Here is a 22,711-nt window from a genome sequence, read left to right on the forward strand (position 1 = left end):
ATCCCTCCTCACACAATATCTTTCTGTGTATCACTTGGTACCCCTTCAACTGCAGGCTGTATACCATGTTCTTCAGTGAATTTTTGTTTATCCCACATTCTAAAGAAAGGATAATAAATGCAAACAGAAATGCCGATGTTAATAGCTTGCATAACTGCACCCGATAATTTTCCTCCTGTGGCCAAATAGCCAGAAATAATCGGAGGCATGGTCCAAGGAACCGCAATACCTGCTGGTTTTGCTACCAGTCCTGTCGACATGGCAATATAGGTTGCTACTACCGTCACAAGAGGGGTAATAATAAACGGAATAAGCATCATTGGATTCATCACCATCGGAAGTCCAAAGATAATCGGCTCATTGATATTAAAAAGAGCTGGCCCTATTCCTAATTTACCAAGCTGCTTCATTTGTTGACTGCGCGCTTTTAAAATCATGGCAACGACTAGAGCTAGTGTCGCTCCGCTGCCTCCGATATTAATCCAAATGTCAAAGAACTGCTGTGTGAAAATATTGGGTAATGCTTCATGGTTAGCAAATGCAACTCTGTTTTCATCCATAGCTCCATACCAAATTGGAGCCATAATTCCACCGACAATATTCGCTCCATGAAGTCCACAAGACCACATGAGCATAATAACAAGCTCGGCAACTAGCGTACCGCCTAAACTGCCGCCTAACACACCTAAAGGCTTTCCAAGCAATTCTCCAACGATATTATGCAGACTTCCAAAATGCGTTTGTTCTACTAACAAACGTAAAATCCAAATAAATGCTATTACCGTGAAGCCAGGAATAAGAGCGGCAAACGATTTTCCAACAGCGGGTGGAACTCCATCAGGCATCTTGATGACAATATCTTTTTGAATAAACCATCTGTAAATTTCCGTAGAGAGAATCGCGACAATCATTGCTACGAAAAGTCCTTTACTTCCCATTAAAGCGGTTGGAATTCCGCCGTCTACTAAAATAGCTTCTTTAGCGCCGCTTGGGAGAAACGACACTTTATACGGAGTAGCAAGTAAAAAGGCAGCAAGTGAAATAGCACCTGCGGACAAAGCATCCACCCCGTATTTTTCAGCTAATCGATAGGCTATTCCGAAACAAGCAAGCAGCGCCATAATATCGAATGTAGCTCCAACTGGATACGCCATTTTTGTGGCCCATTCTTTTCCGAAAATCCCTGCCATAAAGTCGTTGTAACCTGGTATCGGTAAATTCGATAGTATTAAAAATACGGAACCGATAATAATGAGCGGCATTGTTAGAACAATACCGTCTCGAAGTGCTTGTAAATGACGTTGACCTGCCATTTTTCCGGCGATAGGCATTACTTTGCTTTCAAGCATACTATTAAATTTGCTCATGTAGTCCACACTCCTATTTTGAAACTAGTTGAGCTGCAAATTTTAACACTTGTTCTCCATTACACGTTCCGTAGTGAACAGGATTTATAACGTCAACTGGCACTCCTTTTTCTTCACCTAGCTTCTTAAGCTGCGGCAGCAAGTAGCGCACTTGAGGTCCTAATAACAGTACATCTGCTTGATCAATATGGTTGCGAACAGAGTCACCAGGAACTGCCCAAATTTTATACTCCGTGCTTTGGTCCTGAGCACTTTTTTCCATTTTTGTTACTAGTAAACTTGTAGACATTCCAGCTGCACAACATAATAGAATATTCATCTGTCATTCCCCCGTTTTTTTATTTTGCTATCTGTTTTGTTGATAGTTTTATCTTAAAATAAAAGCGCTTACATTTATACACAACCTTTTTCCGTTAGTAACGGAAAAATTATGTTTGAACATTCAGATAAAAGAAGAAGCCCCTCTCTTGGACTTCTTTTATCTAATATTTTTCATAAATACCTCTATAAACTCCTCATAATCCTTGCACTTTACTAAGCGCTGCACGACCTGCTTGTCATCCACAACGCGAACCAACAAACTGTACATCTTCTGCAAATCGCCTTGATTATTCGCTTTTACACTTAAAAGACAAATAAATTGCACAAGATTCCCTTCCCACATAATCGGTTTTTTTAACGTGCAAATGGCCCAAAACGTCGTATCGGTTTGAGGAACCATAGGATGCGGAATCGCAACGAGATTGCCAAAACTTGTTGGGGATGCAGCTTCTCTTTCAAAAACAGATTCTATAAATTGAAAAGGAACTAGTCCTAGATGAGTTAATTTCTCTCCTAAAAAATGAAGCACTTCTTCTCTTGTTTGAAATTCTTGCTGTAAATATACTAATTCTTTTTTCGTGTATTCTAACGAAGACTGCGGTTTATTCTTCATTAAACATTCAATTTTTTTAAAATCATTGTTTCCTAGAATTGTACTTACTTGTACTACAGGAACAGGAAGATCCTCTGGAATTGGAATGGTACTAACAATAAAATCTAAAGAGTGCAGCGACATTTGGTGAAGCTTATAATACTGAGTTGTTCCTAAAATAGTAAGATTTAATCCAAACGTAGCCTGCAGCTTATATGATAATAGCTTGGCACTCCCTACTCCCGATGCGCATACAATCAAACAGCGCTTAGGCTGATTGATAATTTTCCGACGTTCAATGGCCCCTCCAATATGTAAAGCTAAATAGCCAATTTCCGTTTCATGCATGTCAATTTCAAGGCGATTTTTTAAAACCTTCCCGGCAATAATTCCAGCTTCAAAAGCAAGAGGGTAATGACTCTTAATTCCTTCAAGCATCGGGTTTCGCAGATTCATTCCATATTTATAGCGGTTGATAGCCGGTTTCAAATGCAAACTCATGCCAAGAATCAGCTCTGAATCTTCACTAATTCCTAAATGAAGCTCTTTTTCAATTGCTTCTAATATAGCCGCTGTTAATTCATAAATATTTGCAGCAATAAACTGCTTCACTTCTTTGTCTTCATGATTGCTACTGTTGAGCATTTTTGTACCTAGCAAATGAATGGCGATATACGCTGTTTCTGATTTCGGAAAACGAATCTTGAATGCCTTTTCAATTTCCCTCACAATTTCAGCTGCTACTTCATATTCTTTATGCTCCATAATTTCAAGCAAGTCTTCTGAATACAAAGAGATAAAATTTTCTTCTTGTATTCGCTTACAAGCTATTGCTAAATGAATGATTAAATTATTTAATCCAATATCTGAAACCATAATATTGTATCGTTTTATTTGATTTAAAATGTGGGCTTTAATCGTTAAGATTGATTCTTGGGGCAGGATGGATATTTCATTGTATACCATATCTACTTCTTTATCTTTTCGGTTAAATATGTACTCAGATATACAAAATCTCATTTTCATTTCGTCCCCTTTAGCTTTCAAGCCATAGTTAGGACGTTTTTCTAAAAGAATATCATACTTACACAGCTGTTTTTTAACATCTCTTAAATCGTTTTGAACCGTTGATTTGCTAATATATAACTCGTCTGCTAAATCTTCGAGCTTCAAATATTCGTCTGCTAGCAGCAGTCTTTTAATTAAATAATGCACGCGGTCATCAGGAACGGTTGGAATAGAAGTTGAATCAAATAATTGATTAGCCGAAAGTTCTTTTAATAGCTGATGAAATTGTTTTTCATCTAAAACGCTAAGTTCATATCCCGTCCCTCGAGCTGATTTAATTTTGGCCCCGTACTGAGACAAAATGTCATCTAACTGTTTTATATCCGTTCGAATAGTTCGAGAAGATACCTGATTTACTGTTGCTAAATATTCGCTCGTAACGGTTGATAATGTAGACTGTACGGACATTAGTTCTCTTAATATGACGATTATTCTTGAATTAAGCATGTTTGTTTCTCTCCATTCTCAGAAGATTTCCCCTTTATAAAATAAATTAAAAGAGCTGGTTATTTTAAACAAAAGCAAAAAATACCTAAACAGCAACAAACAGAAACTACCTTTTCTGTCCTTGCAGCTTAGGTTTTGCCTGCTTCATCAGTAACAACCCTAAAACAATAGGAATAAATGTCTTTATTTGTAATCTATCATTCTTTCTGTTTTTTTTCAATTTCCATTAAAGCGTTAGGCTTAGTGCCATTAATGAAATTTATGGGGTCTGTTCATACCGGTGTAGCCCCAATACAAACGTACGAATTAAAAAATCTAGTGTCTCATCAGTACTCAACGGCATTCCAAATCCCCCTTTTTGCTCCAAAGAAGAAAATCCATGTAAAATGCTGCGGAGACTTCTAACAGCATGAAGGGCTTCACTTTCTGGAAGATGATACGGTTTTAACACCTCCAGCACTAAAAATACGATGTTATCAGATGCTTTTTGTACTTCTTCATCCTGTATCGTTGGTGCCACCGTTGCCGTTGCTTCGTATATTCCGGGAGACTTTCTTACAAATGAAACGTACGCTTTACTTAGCTGATAAACAGCGTCTTCTGCAGAAGCATGTTCAACAGCACTTTTTAGAAGATAGTGTAGCTGCTGCAGTCCGCTTAAAGCCAGTTCTTTGCGCAGCTCTTCTAACCCTTTTATATGATTATACAAAGACGGAGGGCGAACATCTAATTCTTTGGCTAATGAAGCAATTGTAACAGCATAAAACCCTTCACGATTAGCCAAATTTCCACCTGTTTGAATAACTTTTTTGAAATCTAGTCCTTGTCGTGGCGACATCCTTTCATCTCCTCTTTTCTATTTTCACTTTTGCTTGTTGTATTGCTTTTTCCATCATTTTTAGCGGTTGAGAAAGCATTCTTCCGTGTCCAACAGCAAGAAGTGACGGGTTTAATTCATATAGCTTTTCTGCACTTTTAAGCGCTAGCTCTTTGCTCCACGTTCCAAAAGCAGGAAACGGAAACAGCGGTTTTAACTGACCTGATACGGCAACTCCTCCCCGCACTTGGAAAGAATCTCCCGCAATTAATGCGTTTGTTCTCTGGTCTAAAAAAGACATAGACCCAGGTGTATGTCCAGGTGTAAAAATAGGAGCAAGTGAGCCTATATAAGACTCTTCTTCGATGAAATGATCAATTTTAGTTGAAATCTTTCCTAGTTTTGGTATTCCTCCACGGATTGGGTTTTGAGGTTCTTCAGAATTGAGTGTGAAGTCTCCTGAAAATAATCGATAATCTCTTTGCGACATGTAAACAGAAGCATTCGGCAAACTTTTCTTCACATTATCAATCGCTCCGATGTGATCTTCATGAGTATGAGTAAAAACAATTCGAGTAATCGGTTTTCCAATTTGATCTGCAGCTTTTAAAATACCTGACGCGCTGTAAGGAAGAGCCGCATCAATTAACGTAAGACTGTCTTTCTCTTCGACTAAATAACAATTCACTGGAAAAAATCGAGGCAAAAACGTCAATTGATACAACATTTTCTCACGAACTATTCTCATTTCCTCATCCCCTATTATCAAAATAAAAACTAATGGTATTAGTTTTTATTTTAACTAATACCATTAGTTTTATCAATCATATATTGGAAAAAACAAAAAAAGTGTGAGACATAACGAAATCGAGTGAATTTAAAGACGAACAAATGGAATAAAGAAGCTCGTATAGATCACATGTTACACCGTCCCCACAAAAAAATCCGAACGCGGCTGATTCTTGATAGAGAATCAACCGCGTTCGGATCTTACTTTAACTAAACTACTTTTGCCCTAGCCTCTATTAAAATTAAACGTCTTTTCTTTCTCCCGTAGCAGCCACTACAATCGCACTGCCTTTCTTTAACTCTTCTTCATATTTTTTTGTTTCGTCTTTTGATAAACCTAGCGCAGCCATTTTTGTTCGAAGCTCATCTTCTCTTGTTAAAAATAAACTCGCTGCTGAATGTAAAGGACCTTCTTCAGATAGTCGAATAATATTTGTGTCCGTTACTTCTGTTAAATTTTTAGAATTTTCCTTGTCATAGGTAAACACGTATACTTCATTTTTCTCAAAACCTTTATCTGCAAATTGATTAACTGCTTCGTTAATATTCGCTCCGTTTTCTACTACTTCAACATGTTTCATTATTTATAACCTCCTGTTTCTATCGCACATCTTTCTTTTATACTTAGCAAAAGAATGAACTTCTTACTACTATATATACCCGTTTTCAGAAAGGAAAACCCGCATTTAGCGCTTTACGGAGAGTTTGAATATCATTCCATATTATCCTTTAATCGGATGTATATCTCTTTTGATTAACGTATCTAAAACAATCATTCAGCTTATTTTCAGCTACCATTCATAAAAAATTCATCTGCATTGCTTATTATAATAAAGAAAAAAGGCGCTAATCAGGTACTTTCTACGCATAATGAATGTCTGTGTCAGAGTAAGCCGGATATGAATGCAACCATTCATATCCGGTTTTTTATATGAAAGAACTTCTAACAACATCCTGTCCTTGCACCTTATAACATAATATAATTCTCCATATTAACTAAAAATTCAGATTATATAGGAGGTTACAAATGAACAGCCATCCACACCCACAGTTAAAAAAAGAGTTAAAGATCCGGCATATCACCATGATTTCTCTCGGAGGAATTATTGGCGCTGGATTGTTTATTGGAAGCGGATCACTCATTAACACCGCTGGACCCGGCTCTATTTTTTCGTACGCATTTGCTGGTTTACTCGTTATTTTAGTCATGCGAATGCTTGGAGAAATGTCTACTGCAAATCCTTCCAGCGGTTCGTTTTCCACTTATGCAAAAGAGGCATTAGGCCCTTGGGCCGGCTACACAATTGGCTGGCTCTACTGGTTTTTCTGGGTTATCGTTATTGCTGTTGAAGCCATTGCAGGTGCAAATATTATTCAATACTGGTTCCCGTCTTTACCGTCTTGGGGAGTCAGTCTGGCTCTTACTTTTTTATTAACGATGACCAACCTGTACTCTGTTAAATCTTTCGGAGAATTTGAATATTGGTTTTCTCTCATTAAAGTTGTCAGTATCGTTCTTTTTTTACTTTTAGGTATTGCTATTATTTGTGGATTCATTCCAGGAATTGATTCTCCCGGCACTTCCAATCTTTTGCATAAAGGCGGCTTTTTACCGAATGGAATTAGCTCTGTATTTTTAGGAATCGCCCTTGTCATGTTCTCCTTTATGGGAACAGAAATTGTTGCAACCGCGGCAGGTGAATCTTCTCAACCTGAAAAAGCCATTACCATTGCGACCAATACCGTTATTTATCGTATTTTATTTTTCTATTTAGGATCTATTTTTATTTTAGTAACCGTTCTTCCGTGGAATTCATCAAGCCTAATGAAAAGCCCATTTGTCTCTATTCTTGAATTAGTAAACATACCGGCAGCCGCTCAAATTATGAACTTTATTATTTTAACAGCTGTCCTTTCTTGTCTGAATTCTGGTTTGTATACAAGCTCTCGTATGCTGTTTTCCATGTCTCAAAATGGTAATGCGCCAAAAAGCTTTTCAAAATTAAATAAAAAAGGCGTACCGGTTAGCGCGATATTAGCATGTACAGTTATTTCGTACATCAGCGTCATCTTTAACTATATTTCGCCAGATAAAATCTTTTTGTTCTTAGTGAATGCATCAGGCGGCGTAGCCCTTCTTGTGTACCTCGTTATTGCATTTTCACAAATTAAAATGAGAAAAAAATATGAAAAAGAAAACCCTGAAGCATTAAAAATTAAAATGTGGTTATTTCCTTACTTAACTTACGCTACAATCCTTGCCATCACTAGTATCTTTATTGCCATGGCATTTATTGATTCATTGCGTTCACAGTTCTTTTTAACTCTTTTAATTGCTTTACTCGTCGTAGGTTCGTTTTTCTTTCAGCGTACCAAAATGACGAGCGGCTTAGCAGCAAAAGAAAACACATCAAAATAAAAGAGGTTGAGACATAACGAAATGAATCCAACCTAAAGATGAACAAGGGAGATAGATGAGCTAGACTGCTTATGACACCGCAGTTGATTTCCGTGCAAGGCTTCGCTTTGCCCTTCAATCACCTGCTAGAAGAAACGAAACACATAAAACTATATTTACCATCACAAAAAAACGAACCACCAATCAAACATGTTGATTAGTGGTTCGTTTTTCACTTTGACTAACATACTTTTGTCCCAGCCTCTTTTATTTAATCCGATAAATCTCCTACAATTTTTGTTCCGTGTAATTCAGTTGCCTGTGTGTCTTTTATAACCCGATCTGCGTTGCCTTCATGAATTCCTCCGCCGGGCAAAATAATAAGACGGTCATTGGCGTATGTGATCAGTTCTCGGATCACCTGCAAGTTTTGCAAAGCAGACCCTTTCCCACCTTTGGTCAAAATGCGGTCTGCTCCCATTTCACTAAGTATATCAATGGCTTTGTATTTATCTTTAATCTCATCAAATGCCATATGAAACGTAACGCTTAAAGGACGAGCTTCTGCTATTAATTCTTTAGTCCGTCCGTGATCGATTTCATTTTTTTCTGTTAATATGCCGAATACTACTCCGTTTACTCCAAGGTCTTTACATGCTTTAACGTCTTTTTTCATAATTTGAAATTCTGCTTCGGAATATAAAAAATCACCGCTTCTTGGGCGAATAATCACGTTGATATCTGTATCAAGATGTTCACTTGCATGTTGAATGGTGCCGTAACTTGGCGTAGTGCCTCCTTGACTGAGATTGTCACATAATTCAATGCGGTCTGCTCCTAGCTTTTCCGCTTTTTTTGCCTGCTCATACCCTTCTACACACGCTTCTTTTATGTACTTCATACTTTCAACTCCTTTATTGGCTGTATAAATAAAGCCCATCTTTAAAAAGATGGACTTTCCTTTATTATTTAATCGCTTTATGAACTTTTAATTTCTTTCCTTTAATTGTTTTGTTTTTCATTGCTTGCAACACTTTGGGACCTTTTCCATTCAGAATCTCTACATACGAGACATTTTCTTGAATGGTAATAATTCCAATATCGTCTGCGGTTACTCCGTCTAATTTTGCGATTGTTCCTACAAAATCGACCGCTCGAATTTTCTTTTTCTTTCCGCCGTTAAAGTACAGCTTCATAATGTCTTTATTTAATGACTCGCTTTTATCTTTTTTAACTTCTGGACGCTCATTAATTTTTTCATTAAAAGCGAATGCTGCCTGCTGTACTTCTTCTTTAGAAGGAGGAGTAGATACTGGAATCGAAAAACCAATATATTCTTCAATTTCCGATAGCATTCTCTCTTCATAAGGCGTTACAAATGTGATAGCCTTCCCTTTTTTACCGGCACGTCCCGTTCTTCCCGTACGGTGAACGTAGCTTTCTTTTTCCAACGGAAGGTCATAGTTAATAACGTGCGTGATATTATCAATATCAATTCCTCTCGCAGCTACATCTGTTGCTACTAAATAGCGGAATTTCCCTTTTTTGAAATCATTCATAACCTCAAAACGGTCTTCTTGCACCATTGCCCCATGAATTTTATCACAAGGATATCCAAGATCATCTAAATCATCTAACAGCGTATTTACCTGCTCTTGCGTGCGGCAAAAAATGATGCAGCTGTCCGGATTTTCTACTGTAGTTACGTCTTTCAGCAGTTCAAATTTACCTTCATTTTGTACTGTTATAACAGAATGGTCAATCGTGCTTGTTGTTAATCCGTTCGCTTTGATTTCAACATCAACCGGCTTCTTCATATATTTGCGAGACAGTTCTTCAATATCTTCCGGAAGCGTAGCCGAGAAAAGCATCGTTACACGCTCACTAGGAAGATGTTGAATAATCGCTTCCACTTGGTCAATAAAACCCATATTGAGCATTTCATCTGCTTCATCAATAACCAAATAACGAATTTTCTCTAATGCCAGCGTTTCTTTTTCTATATGATCAAGCACTCGTCCAGGCGTACCTACAACAATATGTGTTTTTTGCTTTAATTCTACTTTTTGCTTGGCAAACGGTGATTTTCCATAAACAGCTGCTGCTTTAATTCGCTTAAAACGGCCGATATTTGTAATATCTTCTTTTACCTGCGCAGCCAGCTCTCGTGTAGGTGTTAACACTAAGGCTTGGGGCTTATTTTCTTCCCAGTTAACTAATTCACACAGTGGAATGCCGAAGGAAGCCGTTTTTCCACTTCCTGTTTGAGACTTCACGACCACATCTCTTTCTTCTAGCGCAATGGGAAGCACCTTACTTTGTACTTCCGTAGGATGATTGTATTGCAGGCTAGAAAGCGCCTTAGCTACCTTGTCACTAAGACCATATTGACTAAAACTTCTTTGATTCATTTTGTACCCTCATTTATTTTAAATTAGTGATTATCTTTATCATGACCTGATGCACTATGTTTCATTATACTTTAATTCTTGTATGCGCGCTCAAGATTTAATATAGCATTGGTTTGTTAAGCCAAAGAGAAAAGCCGCTCTCTTATTAATAAGAAAACGGCTTTGGTATGAGCGATGAGGGATTCGAACCCCCGACCCCATCCCTGTCAAGGATGTATTCTCCCACTGAACTAATCGCTCGTGATATGTATTGACTATATTATAGAAAGAGTTATCCAATTTTGTCAACTATTTTTCCACAGTCCCCAAGTTGGAAGAACCGTCTTTACTTTTGATAAACTAAAAATATGCCATAAAGGAGCATGACGGGATGAAAGCACACGCTGAATTTTATTTTGATTTTGTCTGTCTACTATGTTTTCTAGCCACTAATCCTTTAAGAGAAGTCAGTAAAGAACAAAAAGCTGAGATTGAAAGAATTTGCTTCCAAAGAAACCATTGAAAAAACGCTGTTACATGAATATTCTGCTAAGCTTAAAGACAAAGAGAAATGATTCACTAAGAGGTGTATTTGATGAATATTAATTATTATTTTAGTCGGTTTTTAGCTAAGAAACCGGATAGTCCAACGTATGAAAACTTAGCTACTTTACAGAACAAGCATATGCTTCATGTTCCGTTTGAGAACTTAGACGTTTTGTCTCAAACTCCTATTATCATTGATTTAGAACGGATCTTTCAAAAAGTAATTGTAAATTTGCGCGGAGGATTTTGCTACGAATTAAACGGTTTATTTGGCTGGCTGTTAAAAGAAAGCGGTTATGAAGTCTCGTACGTTTCAGCTACCGTCAAAAAACCCGATGGCACGTGGACCATTGAAGGAAGTCACGCTACAAACCTTGTAACGGTTGAAAATCAGTCTTATATCGTAGACGTTGGATTTGGAGATTCTGTTCGCAAGCCAATGCCTTTAAATGGCGAAGTAGTAAGAGATGTAAGCGGCTCTTATCGTATGACAAACGTTGCTGAGCATATGTATGATTTGCAGCGATGGGAAGATGATGTATGGAAAACGCTGTACCGTGTGTCTACGCTTCCTAAGAAACTGACAGACTTTACTCCCATGTGTGAGTTCAATCAAACGTCAGCTGATTCTCCGTTTGTACACAAACGCCTTGTTACGATCGCAACACCTACAGGGCGAATTACCCTCTCTGGTGAAACACTAACTGTAACAGACAGCGGAAAAAAGACGAAAAGAAACGTTTCAGAAGAAGAAGTTCCTGATATTTTGCAAAATCATTTTTATATTATCAAAGGGTTTTATTAATATGTCCTTACACAAAAAACCGGCCTCTTATGGGGTCGGTTTTTGTATAGGAGTAATCATCCTGTTTTCTACAGGCGACTTTAAAATAATTGAGGTATTCACATTTCCATAAGGAATCAGTTCATCCACGAGCATTCTAAGTCCATCCATTCCAGACACGGCTGCTTTGATAAAATAAGAAACCGGTCCCGTTACGCGATGACATTCAAGCACATCTTCATTTTGCTCAATAAAGTCTTCAAATTCCTCTGGTTTTCTTTTTAATTCGCTTACTTGAATAAACAGCTGTGTATCTCTCCCTAAAGCTTTCGGAGACACCGTAGCGCTGAAACGCTGTATCACTCCTCGTTCCTGAAGGCGCTGCAGCCTTTCTGATACGCTTGGACGGCTAAGAGCCAGCTTTTTTGATAAATCACTAATCGTCATACGCCCGTCTCTTTGCAAAATAGACAATAATTGTGCATCGATTTGATCCATACAAACCTTTCCTTTCAAAATGAATATAATAAATAAAATCTTTATTCAAGTTGATAACAGAACAAGTATTATTTCCTTCATTTATACATGTGTTTTCTTTATTTAATATCCTATCATTAAAGTAGATAATTGAAAATGAAAATTCCGAAAAAACAAACAAAGGGGTTTATTTATGAAAAAAGTTTTATGGATTATTCTTGGATGTACGATTGCAAGTATTGGTGTTCTTATCTTGCGGCACTCTCACGTAGTGACGGGGGGAACAGCTGGTCTGTCTCTTAGCTTGTCATATGCCCTTCCTTTATCGTTTGCGGTGATTTTTTTTCTCATTAATATTCCTTTTTATCTCTTTTCCTTCTTTCAAATGGGATGGAAATTTACCGTCACAACTATAGGATCAGTGTCTTTGCTATCACTTCTCACTTCACTCGATCACTTGCTTCCTGCTTTTACACTTCCCAGCCTGATGGGTGCTGTTACGGGCGGACTAATTGCCGGTCTTGGCTTATCCATTTTATTTATGAACGGAGCTTCTCTTGGGGGTGCTAATATTCTAGCGTTATTCGCGCAGCGAAAATTCGGTTGGGATCCTGGAAAAGTGAATTTTTCATTTGATTTCCTCGTCGTGCTGTCGAGCATGTATTCAATTGGATTTTCAAAAGGAATTTTCTCTGTTATGTCCATTGCGATTACAGGGTTTGTCATCAGCTATTTCAAACAAAAAATTGCTTTACACAATCAATCGACACCCACTGCTGCCACACACCCTTTAGATAATGTACTCTCTAAATAAAAAACACGATTTAGCTGTGACTAAATCGTGTTTTTCGTTTAAAGCTTTTCTACTTTTATAAAATCAAATTGGGCCTCATATCCTTCTCCTTGAGGACTACAAGCGTAAATCCCAACTTGAACAGGTTCTTTGGATGAGTGCAATAAGTGAGCGATTCGGAGCTGAGTCCAGGAATCTCCATCACTTGAATAACAAACGGTGTAATCATCATTTTTGCGCTGAATTTTAAAATAAAGCGCTGATTTGTTTTGAGTAAAATTTTGACTGGACCAATCTGAGAAGCCCTGGTTGGTTACGACTGCTCCTAATTGGTTAGGGCCATCGGGATTGTATTCAACTGACGTTTTGATCCACGTATCTTTTGATACACGAATCATGAGACCTGCTTGATCGTAGCGATTAACTGGATATGTATGCACCTTTGTCATGATTTCAAAGTCGCCTTCTACTTCACGATAAAGAAAGTGTCCATTGTCCGCTTCAAAGCCATAATGAGTACGCTGCCAAAAATCTGTTTTAGCGTCTGTTTTAATCACTAATCGATTCGTTTCCGTATCAATTTGAAATTGAGCTGGTGGACAATACCAAGAAACGTCTGAATCTAATTTTCCTTCTGAAAAGTTTGTGAAAAATACTAGTTGATTACTCACTCTCTGTCATTCCCTTCTTAGAAGCTATTGTTCTTCTATTTCTATTTTGCCATAATTTAAAGAATAAATAAAATATTTTGATTATTTTTCTAGTAAATTCTTTTCTTTCATAAAAAAATAAGACTCTTTTACATAGAGTAAAAGAGTCTTATTTTTAGATTATTGCATTTAGAATAAGTGCTCCTGCAAAAGCAATAAAGGATAGAAGCGTTTCCAGAACAGTCCATGTTTTGAACGTTTCTTTTACTGTTAATCCTAAATACTCCTTCACCATCCAGAATCCAGCATCATTAACGTGAGAGAACATTAGTGAACCCGCGCCCGTAACAATAACCAGAAGTTCTAAATTAACACCAGACATGTGCTCAATGATCGGTGAAACAATACCCGCCGCTGTTGTTAATGCAACTGTTGCTGAACCTGTAGCGATACGGATTAATCCAGCAATTAAAAATGCAAGTACAAGTGGTGATAGAGATAGATGTTCAGACATTTGACCAATCGTTGTACCTACTCCACTATCGATTAATACTTGTTTGAAGCCACCGCCTGCACCAATAATCAAGACAATAGATCCTACAGGAAGCAAGCATTCTTCCGTTAGTTTTTTAATCACATCTTTTGTCATACCTTGACGTTTTCCAAGCAGGTAAAACGCTGCAAAACAAGAAATTAAAAGTGCAATTAATGGACTTCCTATTAATTCTACAAACTTCACTACGCCGCTTGGCAATCCGTTAATAATAGGCGCTATTGCTGCTAAAACCATTAATAAAACAGGAAGTAAAATAACAAAGAATGAAACGCCTGTACCAGGAAGATTTTTAGATGTTGTCGTGATACGAATTAAATCCGGCTCTCCTTCTGGAATTACTCGTTTGTTAACCCATTTTGCAAAAACTGGTCCAGCGATAACTGCTGCTGGAATTGAAATGATTAACGCGTATAAAAGCACTTTCCCCGTATTTGCTCCGTAAATACTAATAGCTGCCATCGCTCCCGGATGAGGAGGAACGAGACCGTGAACAATTGATAATCCTGCAATAACTGGCAGAGCAATCAATAATATATTTTGTTTTGTTGTTTTATGAATCGAAATAACTAAAGGCAGTAAGATTAAAATTCCTACTTCGAAGAAAACAGGAATACCAATAATGAAACCTGCTACTAGCATTGCCCACGGCAATCTTTTCACACCGAATATTCTTACAAAATAATCTGCTACCTGCATGCCAGCGCCTGAATCAGCCATCAGCTTACCTAAAATTGTTCCCAGTGCTAAAATTCCTACTAAGTGTCCTAAAACACCGCCCACTCCCGTTTCGTAAGCGGCAACAATTTTATCCATTGATAACCCAGAAGCAATTGCTAAAAACAAACTCGCAACCGTTAAACTGATAAACGCATGCCATTTAAAAACTGAAACACCTACAATAACAATAACAATTGCGACAACCGTAATAGCTAATAAGTATGCATCCATCTTGCTTTCCACCTTCCCCTTAAGTAAACGCTTTCTTTATGTAGCAAAAAAGCTCTAAACCTGTTAATTTTTTAAAAAATACGTTTTAATTATCGAAATCGTTTACATTAATTAAATCAGAAAACGATTTCATCTTTTTATTACTTAAATTATATGAAAAAAAAATTCTTAAATCAATAAAAAAACTAAAAAAAATTTTATCAATTTTCTTCCATAGAGTTTCAACTCATAAAAAAAACCAATCATGTTAATGATTGGATTTATCTTATTTATTTAGTGATGGTGGGATCAGCGGTTTGACTGTCGATAATTGGTTTTTCGCTTGTTTTTAACGTTATTTCTTCATATTCTCCCGGCGCTAATACACTTTTATCTCCTCTCATGAGATACGTATAGGCGATGATAGAAATGAATAGACCAAATGTCCAGGCATTATCCCATAAAAAGCGCAGTCCAGGAATCAGTAAGCCTAAAACAGGTATGGCCACGCCAATTACTAATGCATAAATACCGTTTTTATTAAAACCAGTTGAATAACTATAGCGACCGTTTACCTCGTATAAATCCTTTAATGCCATCTGTCTCCTTCTTACAAGCCAGTAGTCAGCAATGGCGATGCCGTCTATAGGACCAAGCAGCGCTCCGTATGTTCCAAGCCATCCAAAGATATAATTCCCGAAATTAGACATGATGTACCATGGCTGAAGCAAAATAGCAAAGATACCGGTTACTAGCGCTCCCATCGCAAACGTGATTTTCTTTGGATTCAGATTCTCAATTGCACGGGCCGGCGCCACAATATTTGCTCCCACATTAATCGTTAAAGAAGAAAGCACGATAACGATTGTTCCTAAGAAAATGATAAACGGAGGGAATTTAGCTACTAACGCCACTGGATCCCAAATAGCTTCTCCGAATATAACGATGGTTGCCGAGGTAACAGCAATTCCAATAAATGAAAAAACACTCATCGTCAACGGCAAGGAGAAGGTTTGCGCAACCATTTGGGATTTCTGGCTTCTAGCATATCGACAAAAATCCGGAATGTTCAAAGCGAGCGTCGCCCAAAATGCAATGACTCCGGTTAAAGCAGGGAAAAATACAGCTAGAAATTCTCCGGTGGATGTAAATTTAGAAGGCGTAGATAAAATGGGTCCCCACCCTCCTGAGTTTGTATAAGCCCATATAAAAAGAATAATAGCTGAAATACCAATAACCGGAGCAGCAATCGCTCCTAACACTTTAATTGCTTGCGGTCCTTTATACGCCACTCCTACATTTAAAAGCCAAAAGAGAGCAAATACAATGGCTGTATGACCAGCTAAACCATTCCAAGATGAAAATGAAGCGCTTAGCAGTGTATCAATTGCTTCCGTTCCAATCCATGTATTAATTCCAAACCATCCAGCAGCCACAATAGCCCTAGCCAGTGCTGGGATATGTGCTCCTTTATCTCCAAACCACAGGCGGGCAAATACCGGATAAGGAATGCCAAACTTGGTTCCAGCGTGAGAATTAAGCAAAATAGGAATAAGAACAATTACATTTCCTAAAAAGATTGTACCAATTGCCTGCCACCAGTTCATTCCAAGCGTCATCATTCCGCTCGCCATTGTGTAAGCTGGAATACACAGACACATCCCAATCCAAAGCGTGGCAAAGTTAACTCCTTTCCAAGAATGTTCTTTCATCGTAGTAGGACGTAAATCTTCATTCCAAAGATCGCTGCCGCTCAGCTGATTGTGCGTCTCATCTGTGAGCGTCACAATTCCATCTTGCTCGATTTGTGTTTTCATCCATAAAACCCCTTTTCATAAAATAAGTTCATTTCAAAAAACAAATTTTATTTGAATTTTCTGAAATATAAAGGCGTTTGTGACGATTCCTTCTAGTATGTGATAAATACTAACGTTATTCCTTATTATATTTAATGCGAAACAGGGATACACTGGACAAATTGTAACATTATTTGAGGGAACTTTTATATATTGTGTAGTGTTAACTCTTTTGGTTGTTAGATAACCTAACACACAAAAAATCATCGCCTGAAAGCTTCAAGCGATGATTTTTGAACTTAATGTACGTATTTTTTTTGAAAAGCCGTAATGCTTTCGTATTCTTCTTTAAATAAACGAGCCAAACGAATATAGATAGTCGTTAACTCTTTATATACTTCACTGTTTTCTTTAATTGGATAATGATGATTAGTCGCTCCAACCATATCGGAAACAACGTTTAATGAGTCGACTTCGCCAAGGCTATATAAGCCAAGAATAACTGCTCCTAGACATGAACTTTCAAAGCTTTCCGGCACGGATACTTCTTGGTTAAAAATATCTGCCATCATTTGGCGCCAAAGTGCGGAACGTGCAAATCCGCCTGTTGCCTGAATTTTTGCAGGTTCTCCAATTAACTCTTCAAGTGCCAATAATACCGTATACAAGTTAAAAATAACGCCTTCTAATACGGCGCGAATCATATGTTCTTTTTTATGATGCAAACCTAGGCCAAAGAACGAACCTTTAGCATTTGCATCCCAAAGCGGCGCACGCTCTCCTGACAGGTATGGATGAAACAATAAGCCGTCTGCTCCAGGTTTCACTAAAGCCGCAATATCCGTTAATACTTCATATGGATCTTTTCCAAGACGTTTAGCTGTTTCGACTTCCGACGCTCCAAATTGATCACGAGCCCATCTAAAAATCATGCCTCCGTTATTTACAGGGCCGCCAATTACCCAGTGGTCTTCTGTCAACGCATAACAGAAAATACGACCTTTAGGATCGACTACTGGCTTGTCAGTGACTGCTCGAATAGCTCCGCTTGTCCCAATTGTTACTGCAACAACGCCTGGTTCAATCGCATTTACACCTAAGTTTGATAATACGCCATCGCTTGCACCTACAATAAAGGGCGTATCCGGCAGTAAGTGCATCTCAACTGCAAGCTCTGTGTTTAGCCCTTTCACTTGATGCATAGTTGAAACAGGAGTGGATAGCTGATCTGTCGTCACACCTGCTACTTTTAATGCTTCTTCATCCCACGCAAGATTTTTCAGATTAAATAAACCTGTTGCTGATGCAATCGAATAGTCGATCACATATTCGTTAAACAACTTAAAGAATACATATTCTTTAATTGAAATAAACTTATGTGTTCCCTTCACTAATTCAGGCTGTTCATTAGAAAGCCATGTTAGCTTGGAAAGTGGCGACATCGGGTGAATAGGCGTGCCTGTACGTAAATAAATCTCATGGCCGTTGTATTCATTTTTAATTTTTTCCGTCCATTCTGCACTTCTATTATCGGCCCACGTAATACATTTTGTCAGCGGCTTTCCCTGCTGATCAACGGCAATAACACTGTGCATAGCTGAGCTGAATGAAACGCATAAAATATCCTCAGGTTTTACATCGCTTGTTTTTACAACCGTTTGAATGGTACGTACAACTGCTTGAAAAATTTCTTCAGGATCTTGCTCAGCCATCGCGGGCGTAGGCGAGTATAGTGGATACTCAATCCCATGGTTAGCAATGACTGTACCGTCTACTGAAAATAATACAGACTTTGTACTCGTTGTTCCGATATCTACACCTATTGCATATTTTTTGCTCATGCTGCTGTCCCCCTACTTTACTACTTTACTTATTTACAACACCGTGACCGCCGAATTCATTTCGAAGTGCTGCTACAACTTTTCCTGTAAATGTATCTTCCTCTAATGAACGATAGCGCATCATTAGCGATAAAGCAATAACAGGAGTTGCCGTTTGAAGATCAAGGGCAGTCTCTACGGTCCATTTCCCTTCACCAGAAGACTGCATGACTCCTTTAATACTATCTAGTTTAGGATCTTTTGAAAACGCATTTTCCGTTAGTTCCATTAACCAAGAGCGAACGACAGATCCGTTATTCCAAACGCGCGCTACGGCTTCATAGTCGAAATCAAACTGACTTTTTTCCAGAACTTCAAATCCTTCAGCAATGGATTGCATCATTCCATATTCTACACCATTATGAACCATTTTTAAAAAGTGACCGCTTCCGCTTTTGCCTGCGTACATAAATCCATTTTCTACGCAAATATCACTAAAAATTGGTTCAATTGTACGGAATGCTTCTGCATCTCCGCCAATCATTGTACATGCTCCGTTTCTTGCACCTTCCATTCCGCCGCTTGTCCCTACATCAAAGAAGTAAATACCTTTTTCCTGAAGATCCTGAGCACGTCGAACAGATTCTTTATAATTAGAGTTTCCTCCATCTATTACAATATCTCCTTCTGACAGAAGTTCTTTTAGTTCTGTAATCACATTTTCCGTTACTTCTCCAGCCGGAACCATAACCCATACAACTTTAGGTGAAGCAGGCAGTTCGTTGACTAACTCTTCAATAGTAAAGGCACCAGCTGCTCCTTCATTTGAAAGTTTTTCTACCGCTTCTTTATTCACATCATAAGCTACAACTTCATGATGATTGTCCATTAAATTTAATGATAAATTATATCCCATTTTTCCTAAACCGATTAATCCAATTTTCATTTTACAAACTCCCTTTGAAAAAAAATTTCACATTACCTCCATTATACGAATTATTTTTCATTTTGCAATCGTTTACAAGAAAATTTTTTTCACACATATTTTTGTGCTATACTCTTTTTACTACTAAATTCGTGGAAAGGAACATCAGTTATGACGCAAAATTGTTTAGGAAAAATTCGTTCTCACTATGCTAGATTCAGTGAAAAAGAGAAAAAAATTGCAAATTATATTTTAGAACAGCCGGAACAAATTATTCACAGTACCATTAACGAAGTAGCAGACGATTTAAATGTAGCTGATGCAACAGTCTTTCGTTTTTGCAAACGAATTGGCTTCAAGGGCTATCAGGCGATGAAAATAGCGCTGGCTGCTGAAATTATGACGCCTATTCAGCAAATTCACGAGGAAATTGCTGAAACGGATAATGAAAAAACGATCGCTGAAAAAATCTTTCGCTCCAACGTGCGAACGCTTGAGAATACATTACAAATACTAGAGGGCAATGCTATTGAAAAAGCCGTCAAACTTTTAATGAAGGCCGATAAAGTTCAATTTTATGGCACGGGAGGCTCTTCAGTCGTGGCTATGGATGCTTTTCATAAATTTGTGCGAACAGGAATTAAAACGTTTGCATTTATCGATTCCCATTTCCAGCTTATGTCCGCTTCTCAATTGACGAAACAAGATGTAGCGGTAGTGATTTCTCATTCTGGAACAAATAAAGACACGATGAACATTTTAAATACAGCAAAAGCGAACGGCGCCAAAACGATCGGGATCACGGGTTTTCCTAAATCTCCATTAAGTCAAAACGTTGACGTTTCTCTTTATACAAGTTCAGAAGAAACCGAATATCGATCTGAAGCTCTCGCCTCGAGAATTGGACAGCTAAGCCTCATTGATGCTTTGTATGTTAATGTAATGATTGCAAATAAAGACACCTCTAAACACTCGCTTGAAAAAGTACGCGATGCTATTGCTGAAACTAGAATTTAATGTTTCGCCCTTATATATTCTTCAACTCCAACATCAAACAGAGCATAAAATATATGCTCTGTTTAGTGCGGTTCTTCACTTAAAATTTTCAGGTTTTCATTCTCATTTAACATTTTCTAAGTTGCTACATATGATAAAGCACAACTTTTAAAAAGTAGGTGAAGTGTGTATGGATATTATCTATCGCACTGCAAAACTAGATGATTATACAGAAGTAAATAAAATATTAGGGGAATCACTAGAACTCCACGCAAATGCGCTTCCTTCTATGTTTGATAATCAAATGGCTGTTTTATCTCCAGAACAATATCAAGCTACCCTTTATTATGCAACCATTGATATTCTTGTAGCTCAATATCGAAATCAAATTATTGGAGCGTCTGTTGTTGAATTAAAATATAACCCTCCCACCACGTTAGCTCCGCTTTCCTACACAGCATACATCCAATATTTTGGTGTAAAAAAAGGCTTTCAAAATTATGGGGTAGGAAAAGGTCTTTTTTCTGCTACGAAACAGTGGGCTGTACAAAAAGGAGCAAATGACCTCCAGCTTACCGTATGGGCATTTAACGAAAAAGCACGTGCTTTTTATGAAAGTCTTGGACTGGAAAACTTAAGCTATCTTATGACTACTTCACTACAGCCATAAATCGTTCCATTAACGGAGGCTAGGCACGTATCTCCTACGTGCCTAGCCTCCGTTATTCAAATAAAAGACTAAATCATTTTAACGCGTTAATTTACGCAGCTTATATACATACTAAAAGAAGTTTATTACGTAGCCGGATTGCCTTCTTGCAGCTGTTCTTGTTCATCACGCTGACGGTGAGCCAAACGACTTGCCGCACTAGAAGCTACGCTCGCTACCAAATCATCTAAAAAGGTATTAACTCCTTTTTCTTTTTTACAGTCCAGCTTTTCAATAATACCTACTTTTACTTTATCTAAATAGCCAAAGGTCGTAACAGCGATACTGCCATAGGTTAAAACGGCACCTAAAGCAATCGTTTCGTCAACGCCAAACAACCCTTCGTCTTGTTCTACAATACTTTGAAGAGGTTCTGATAATTTATTTTGCTCAGCTAACTTATCAAGTTCGATTCCAACTAGAAGGGCATGCTGAATTTCTCGCTTTTGCAGTACTCTCTCTACGCTTTCAGCGCATTCCTGAATGGTTAGAGCTGGATGATAAGGAAGCTGTAAATCATACACAATTTCAGCAATATCCAAAACTGTTACGCCACGCTCTTCCAGCAAATTAAATGTTGCCTTTGCTACTTCTTTGCTCGTTGGGATTTTTTTCGCTGTCATGTCTCTCTCTCCTTTTCAAGTTGTTGTCTCTCTTTATACTAAATTCGATGAGAGCCGCTAAAAACCTTTTTTGTTCATCCGCCTGAGTTCATAAACTCGTCACATATCTCTTTAGGCGCTCATTACATTTACTTGCTATAATAAAATTATCGAATCAGGAGGTTTGTCTACTGTGGAAGAAAAACAAAGTAAATTTAGCAGAGGCTTATTATTATTTTTCATTGGCGCAACAGCCCTTTTCTTTATCATCTTAATCGTTCTGTTTCTCATGTCTACTTTTGGAAAAAGCGAAAAAGAAGCTGTGGCTCTGCTCGCAGGAAATCACTATGCTATCGTTAAAGAAGAGAATTCATATACTCTTTATGATCAAAAAGAAAACAAGCCTATTTTGAAAGATGTAAACGGCTATTTCGGTGCTCGCAATATCCGAAGTTATGTAAAAAATGACACAGAATTGGTTTCGATTGATGAAAAAGAAGAGGAATATACGAAAAAACCGCTAAAAAAAGCCACTCAAGCAGAAAAAGATATGTTTAAAAAGATGAAAAAATTAGATTAACAAAAAAACGAATCATCAATCAAGCTGTTTGATTGATGATTCGTTTTTTTGTTAAAGTGGACGCAGGTTTTATCTGTTTCATTCCTTCTAGCAGTTGATTGGAGGGCAAGTCGAAGACTCCTTCGGAAACAGCGGAACAGGTGAGACCCCGCAGGAGCACAAGCGACGAGGAGGCTCACCGGCCGCCCGCGGAAAGCGGAGTCTTGCACGGAAATCAACTGCGGCCGAGCAAGCTGCCCAGATTATATATCCAGATTGTTCATGTTTGGATGAAATTCATTTCGTTACGTCCCAACCTCTTTTTTTAGCAACGCATGCCTCTTTCTCGTCATTCGCTAAAAAATTCGTTACAATAAAATAA

Annotated in this window: 22 protein-coding genes and 1 tRNA gene; 7 read left to right on the top strand and 16 right to left on the bottom strand. The window is 37.9% G+C overall.

Annotated elements, in window-relative coordinates; all coding sequences use genetic code 11:
• Positions 1-8 precede the first annotated feature (8 nt).
• From celB to WKH56_RS14370, 6 genes are all read right to left on the bottom strand, one after another.
• On the bottom strand, positions 9-1,367 hold the full coding sequence (gene celB, locus WKH56_RS14345; protein WP_048020047.1) for a PTS cellobiose transporter subunit IIC: 1,359 nt from the start codon (positions 1,365-1,367) through the stop codon (positions 9-11).
• Positions 1,368-1,380: 13 nt separating this feature from the next.
• A complete protein-coding gene (locus WKH56_RS14350) occupies positions 1,381-1,686 on the bottom strand; it encodes a PTS sugar transporter subunit IIB (protein WP_028412318.1) in 306 nt (101 codons plus the stop codon).
• Positions 1,687-1,845: 159 nt separating this feature from the next.
• On the bottom strand, positions 1,846-3,795 hold the full coding sequence (locus tag WKH56_RS14355) for a BglG family transcription antiterminator (protein WP_310884201.1): 1,950 nt from the start codon (positions 3,793-3,795) through the stop codon (positions 1,846-1,848).
• 259 nt (positions 3,796-4,054) lie between these two features.
• On the bottom strand, positions 4,055-4,633 hold the full coding sequence (locus tag WKH56_RS14360) for a TetR/AcrR family transcriptional regulator (protein ID WP_033578081.1): 579 nt from the start codon (positions 4,631-4,633) through the stop codon (positions 4,055-4,057).
• Positions 4,634-4,637: 4 nt separating this feature from the next.
• Positions 4,638-5,360, bottom strand: a complete 723-nt coding sequence (locus tag WKH56_RS14365; RefSeq protein WP_028412321.1) for an MBL fold metallo-hydrolase — start codon at positions 5,358-5,360, stop codon at positions 4,638-4,640.
• Positions 5,361-5,643: 283 nt separating this feature from the next.
• Positions 5,644-5,982, bottom strand: a complete 339-nt coding sequence (locus WKH56_RS14370; RefSeq protein ID WP_048020044.1) for a YflT domain-containing protein — start codon at positions 5,980-5,982, stop codon at positions 5,644-5,646.
• A gap of 446 nt (positions 5,983-6,428) precedes the next feature.
• Between WKH56_RS14370 and WKH56_RS14375 the strand changes: the two genes are divergently transcribed.
• Positions 6,429-7,820 (top strand): amino acid permease, encoded by a 1,392-nt coding sequence (locus WKH56_RS14375; RefSeq protein ID WP_048020043.1) that lies wholly within the window; start codon positions 6,429-6,431, stop codon positions 7,818-7,820.
• A 250-nt stretch (positions 7,821-8,070) separates the two neighbouring features.
• Here the strand turns inward: WKH56_RS14375 and WKH56_RS14380 are convergent, their stop codons facing one another.
• From WKH56_RS14380 to WKH56_RS14390, 3 genes are all read right to left on the bottom strand, one after another.
• Positions 8,071-8,700, bottom strand: coding sequence for a copper homeostasis protein CutC (locus WKH56_RS14380; RefSeq protein WP_033578077.1), 630 nt, complete (start codon positions 8,698-8,700; stop codon positions 8,071-8,073).
• Positions 8,701-8,764: 64 nt separating this feature from the next.
• The gene (locus WKH56_RS14385; RefSeq protein WP_033578076.1) at positions 8,765-10,210 is read right to left on the bottom strand and encodes a DEAD/DEAH box helicase; all 1,446 of its coding nucleotides are present in this window, start codon (positions 10,208-10,210) and stop codon (positions 8,765-8,767) included.
• Positions 10,211-10,378: 168 nt separating this feature from the next.
• Positions 10,379-10,450 (bottom strand) — tRNA-Val (locus WKH56_RS14390).
• Positions 10,451-10,784: 334 nt separating this feature from the next.
• Between WKH56_RS14390 and WKH56_RS14395 the strand changes: the two genes are divergently transcribed.
• The gene (locus WKH56_RS14395) at positions 10,785-11,540 is read left to right on the top strand and encodes an arylamine N-acetyltransferase family protein (RefSeq protein ID WP_063248130.1); all 756 of its coding nucleotides are present in this window, start codon (positions 10,785-10,787) and stop codon (positions 11,538-11,540) included.
• 27 nt (positions 11,541-11,567) lie between these two features.
• Here WKH56_RS14395 and WKH56_RS14400 read toward each other — a convergent pair whose 3' ends face one another.
• Positions 11,568-12,017, bottom strand: a complete 450-nt coding sequence (locus tag WKH56_RS14400; protein ID WP_034269385.1) for an Lrp/AsnC family transcriptional regulator — start codon at positions 12,015-12,017, stop codon at positions 11,568-11,570.
• Positions 12,018-12,189: 172 nt separating this feature from the next.
• Here WKH56_RS14400 and WKH56_RS14405 point away from each other — a divergent pair, with 172 nt between their 5' ends.
• Complete coding sequence (locus WKH56_RS14405; RefSeq protein WP_063248131.1) at positions 12,190-12,810, top strand: YitT family protein; 621 nt, start codon at positions 12,190-12,192, stop codon at positions 12,808-12,810.
• A gap of 38 nt (positions 12,811-12,848) precedes the next feature.
• On the opposite strand, the gene WKH56_RS14410 is transcribed toward WKH56_RS14405, so the two are convergent.
• From WKH56_RS14410 to gnd, 5 genes are all read right to left on the bottom strand, one after another.
• On the bottom strand, positions 12,849-13,460 hold the full coding sequence (locus WKH56_RS14410) for a DUF1349 domain-containing protein (RefSeq protein ID WP_063248132.1): 612 nt from the start codon (positions 13,458-13,460) through the stop codon (positions 12,849-12,851).
• 154 nt (positions 13,461-13,614) lie between these two features.
• Entirely contained in the window at positions 13,615-14,943 is a 1,329-nt protein-coding gene (locus WKH56_RS14415; RefSeq protein WP_047751641.1) for a GntT/GntP/DsdX family permease, read from the bottom strand.
• A 269-nt stretch (positions 14,944-15,212) separates the two neighbouring features.
• The gene (locus WKH56_RS14420) at positions 15,213-16,739 is read right to left on the bottom strand and encodes an NCS1 family nucleobase:cation symporter-1 (protein WP_033578068.1); all 1,527 of its coding nucleotides are present in this window, start codon (positions 16,737-16,739) and stop codon (positions 15,213-15,215) included.
• Positions 16,740-17,017: 278 nt separating this feature from the next.
• Positions 17,018-18,559, bottom strand: a complete 1,542-nt coding sequence (gene gntK / locus WKH56_RS14425; protein WP_310884200.1) for a gluconokinase — start codon at positions 18,557-18,559, stop codon at positions 17,018-17,020.
• 25 nt (positions 18,560-18,584) lie between these two features.
• Positions 18,585-19,484, bottom strand: coding sequence for a phosphogluconate dehydrogenase (NAD(+)-dependent, decarboxylating) (gene gnd, locus WKH56_RS14430; RefSeq protein ID WP_034269374.1), 900 nt, complete (start codon positions 19,482-19,484; stop codon positions 18,585-18,587).
• 150 nt (positions 19,485-19,634) lie between these two features.
• Here gnd and WKH56_RS14435 point away from each other — a divergent pair, with 150 nt between their 5' ends.
• Positions 19,635-20,480: a MurR/RpiR family transcriptional regulator gene (locus tag WKH56_RS14435; RefSeq protein WP_014461544.1), complete on the top strand. Its 846-nt coding sequence runs from the start codon at positions 19,635-19,637 to the stop codon at positions 20,478-20,480.
• Between the two features lie 169 nt (positions 20,481-20,649).
• The gene (locus WKH56_RS14440; RefSeq protein WP_028412334.1) at positions 20,650-21,129 is read left to right on the top strand and encodes a GNAT family N-acetyltransferase; all 480 of its coding nucleotides are present in this window, start codon (positions 20,650-20,652) and stop codon (positions 21,127-21,129) included.
• Between the two features lie 125 nt (positions 21,130-21,254).
• On the opposite strand, the gene WKH56_RS14445 is transcribed toward WKH56_RS14440, so the two are convergent.
• A complete protein-coding gene (locus WKH56_RS14445; protein ID WP_028412335.1) occupies positions 21,255-21,791 on the bottom strand; it encodes a phosphatidylglycerophosphatase A family protein in 537 nt (178 codons plus the stop codon).
• Between the two features lie 172 nt (positions 21,792-21,963).
• Here WKH56_RS14445 and WKH56_RS14450 point away from each other — a divergent pair, with 172 nt between their 5' ends.
• A complete protein-coding gene (locus WKH56_RS14450; protein WP_048020037.1) occupies positions 21,964-22,350 on the top strand; it encodes a hypothetical protein in 387 nt (128 codons plus the stop codon).
• 94 nt (positions 22,351-22,444) lie between these two features.
• On the top strand, positions 22,445-22,711 hold the full coding sequence (locus tag WKH56_RS14455; RefSeq protein ID WP_080968680.1) for a hypothetical protein: 267 nt from the start codon (positions 22,445-22,447) through the stop codon (positions 22,709-22,711).

It is taken from the genome of Priestia sp. SB1, from assembly GCF_038898415.1.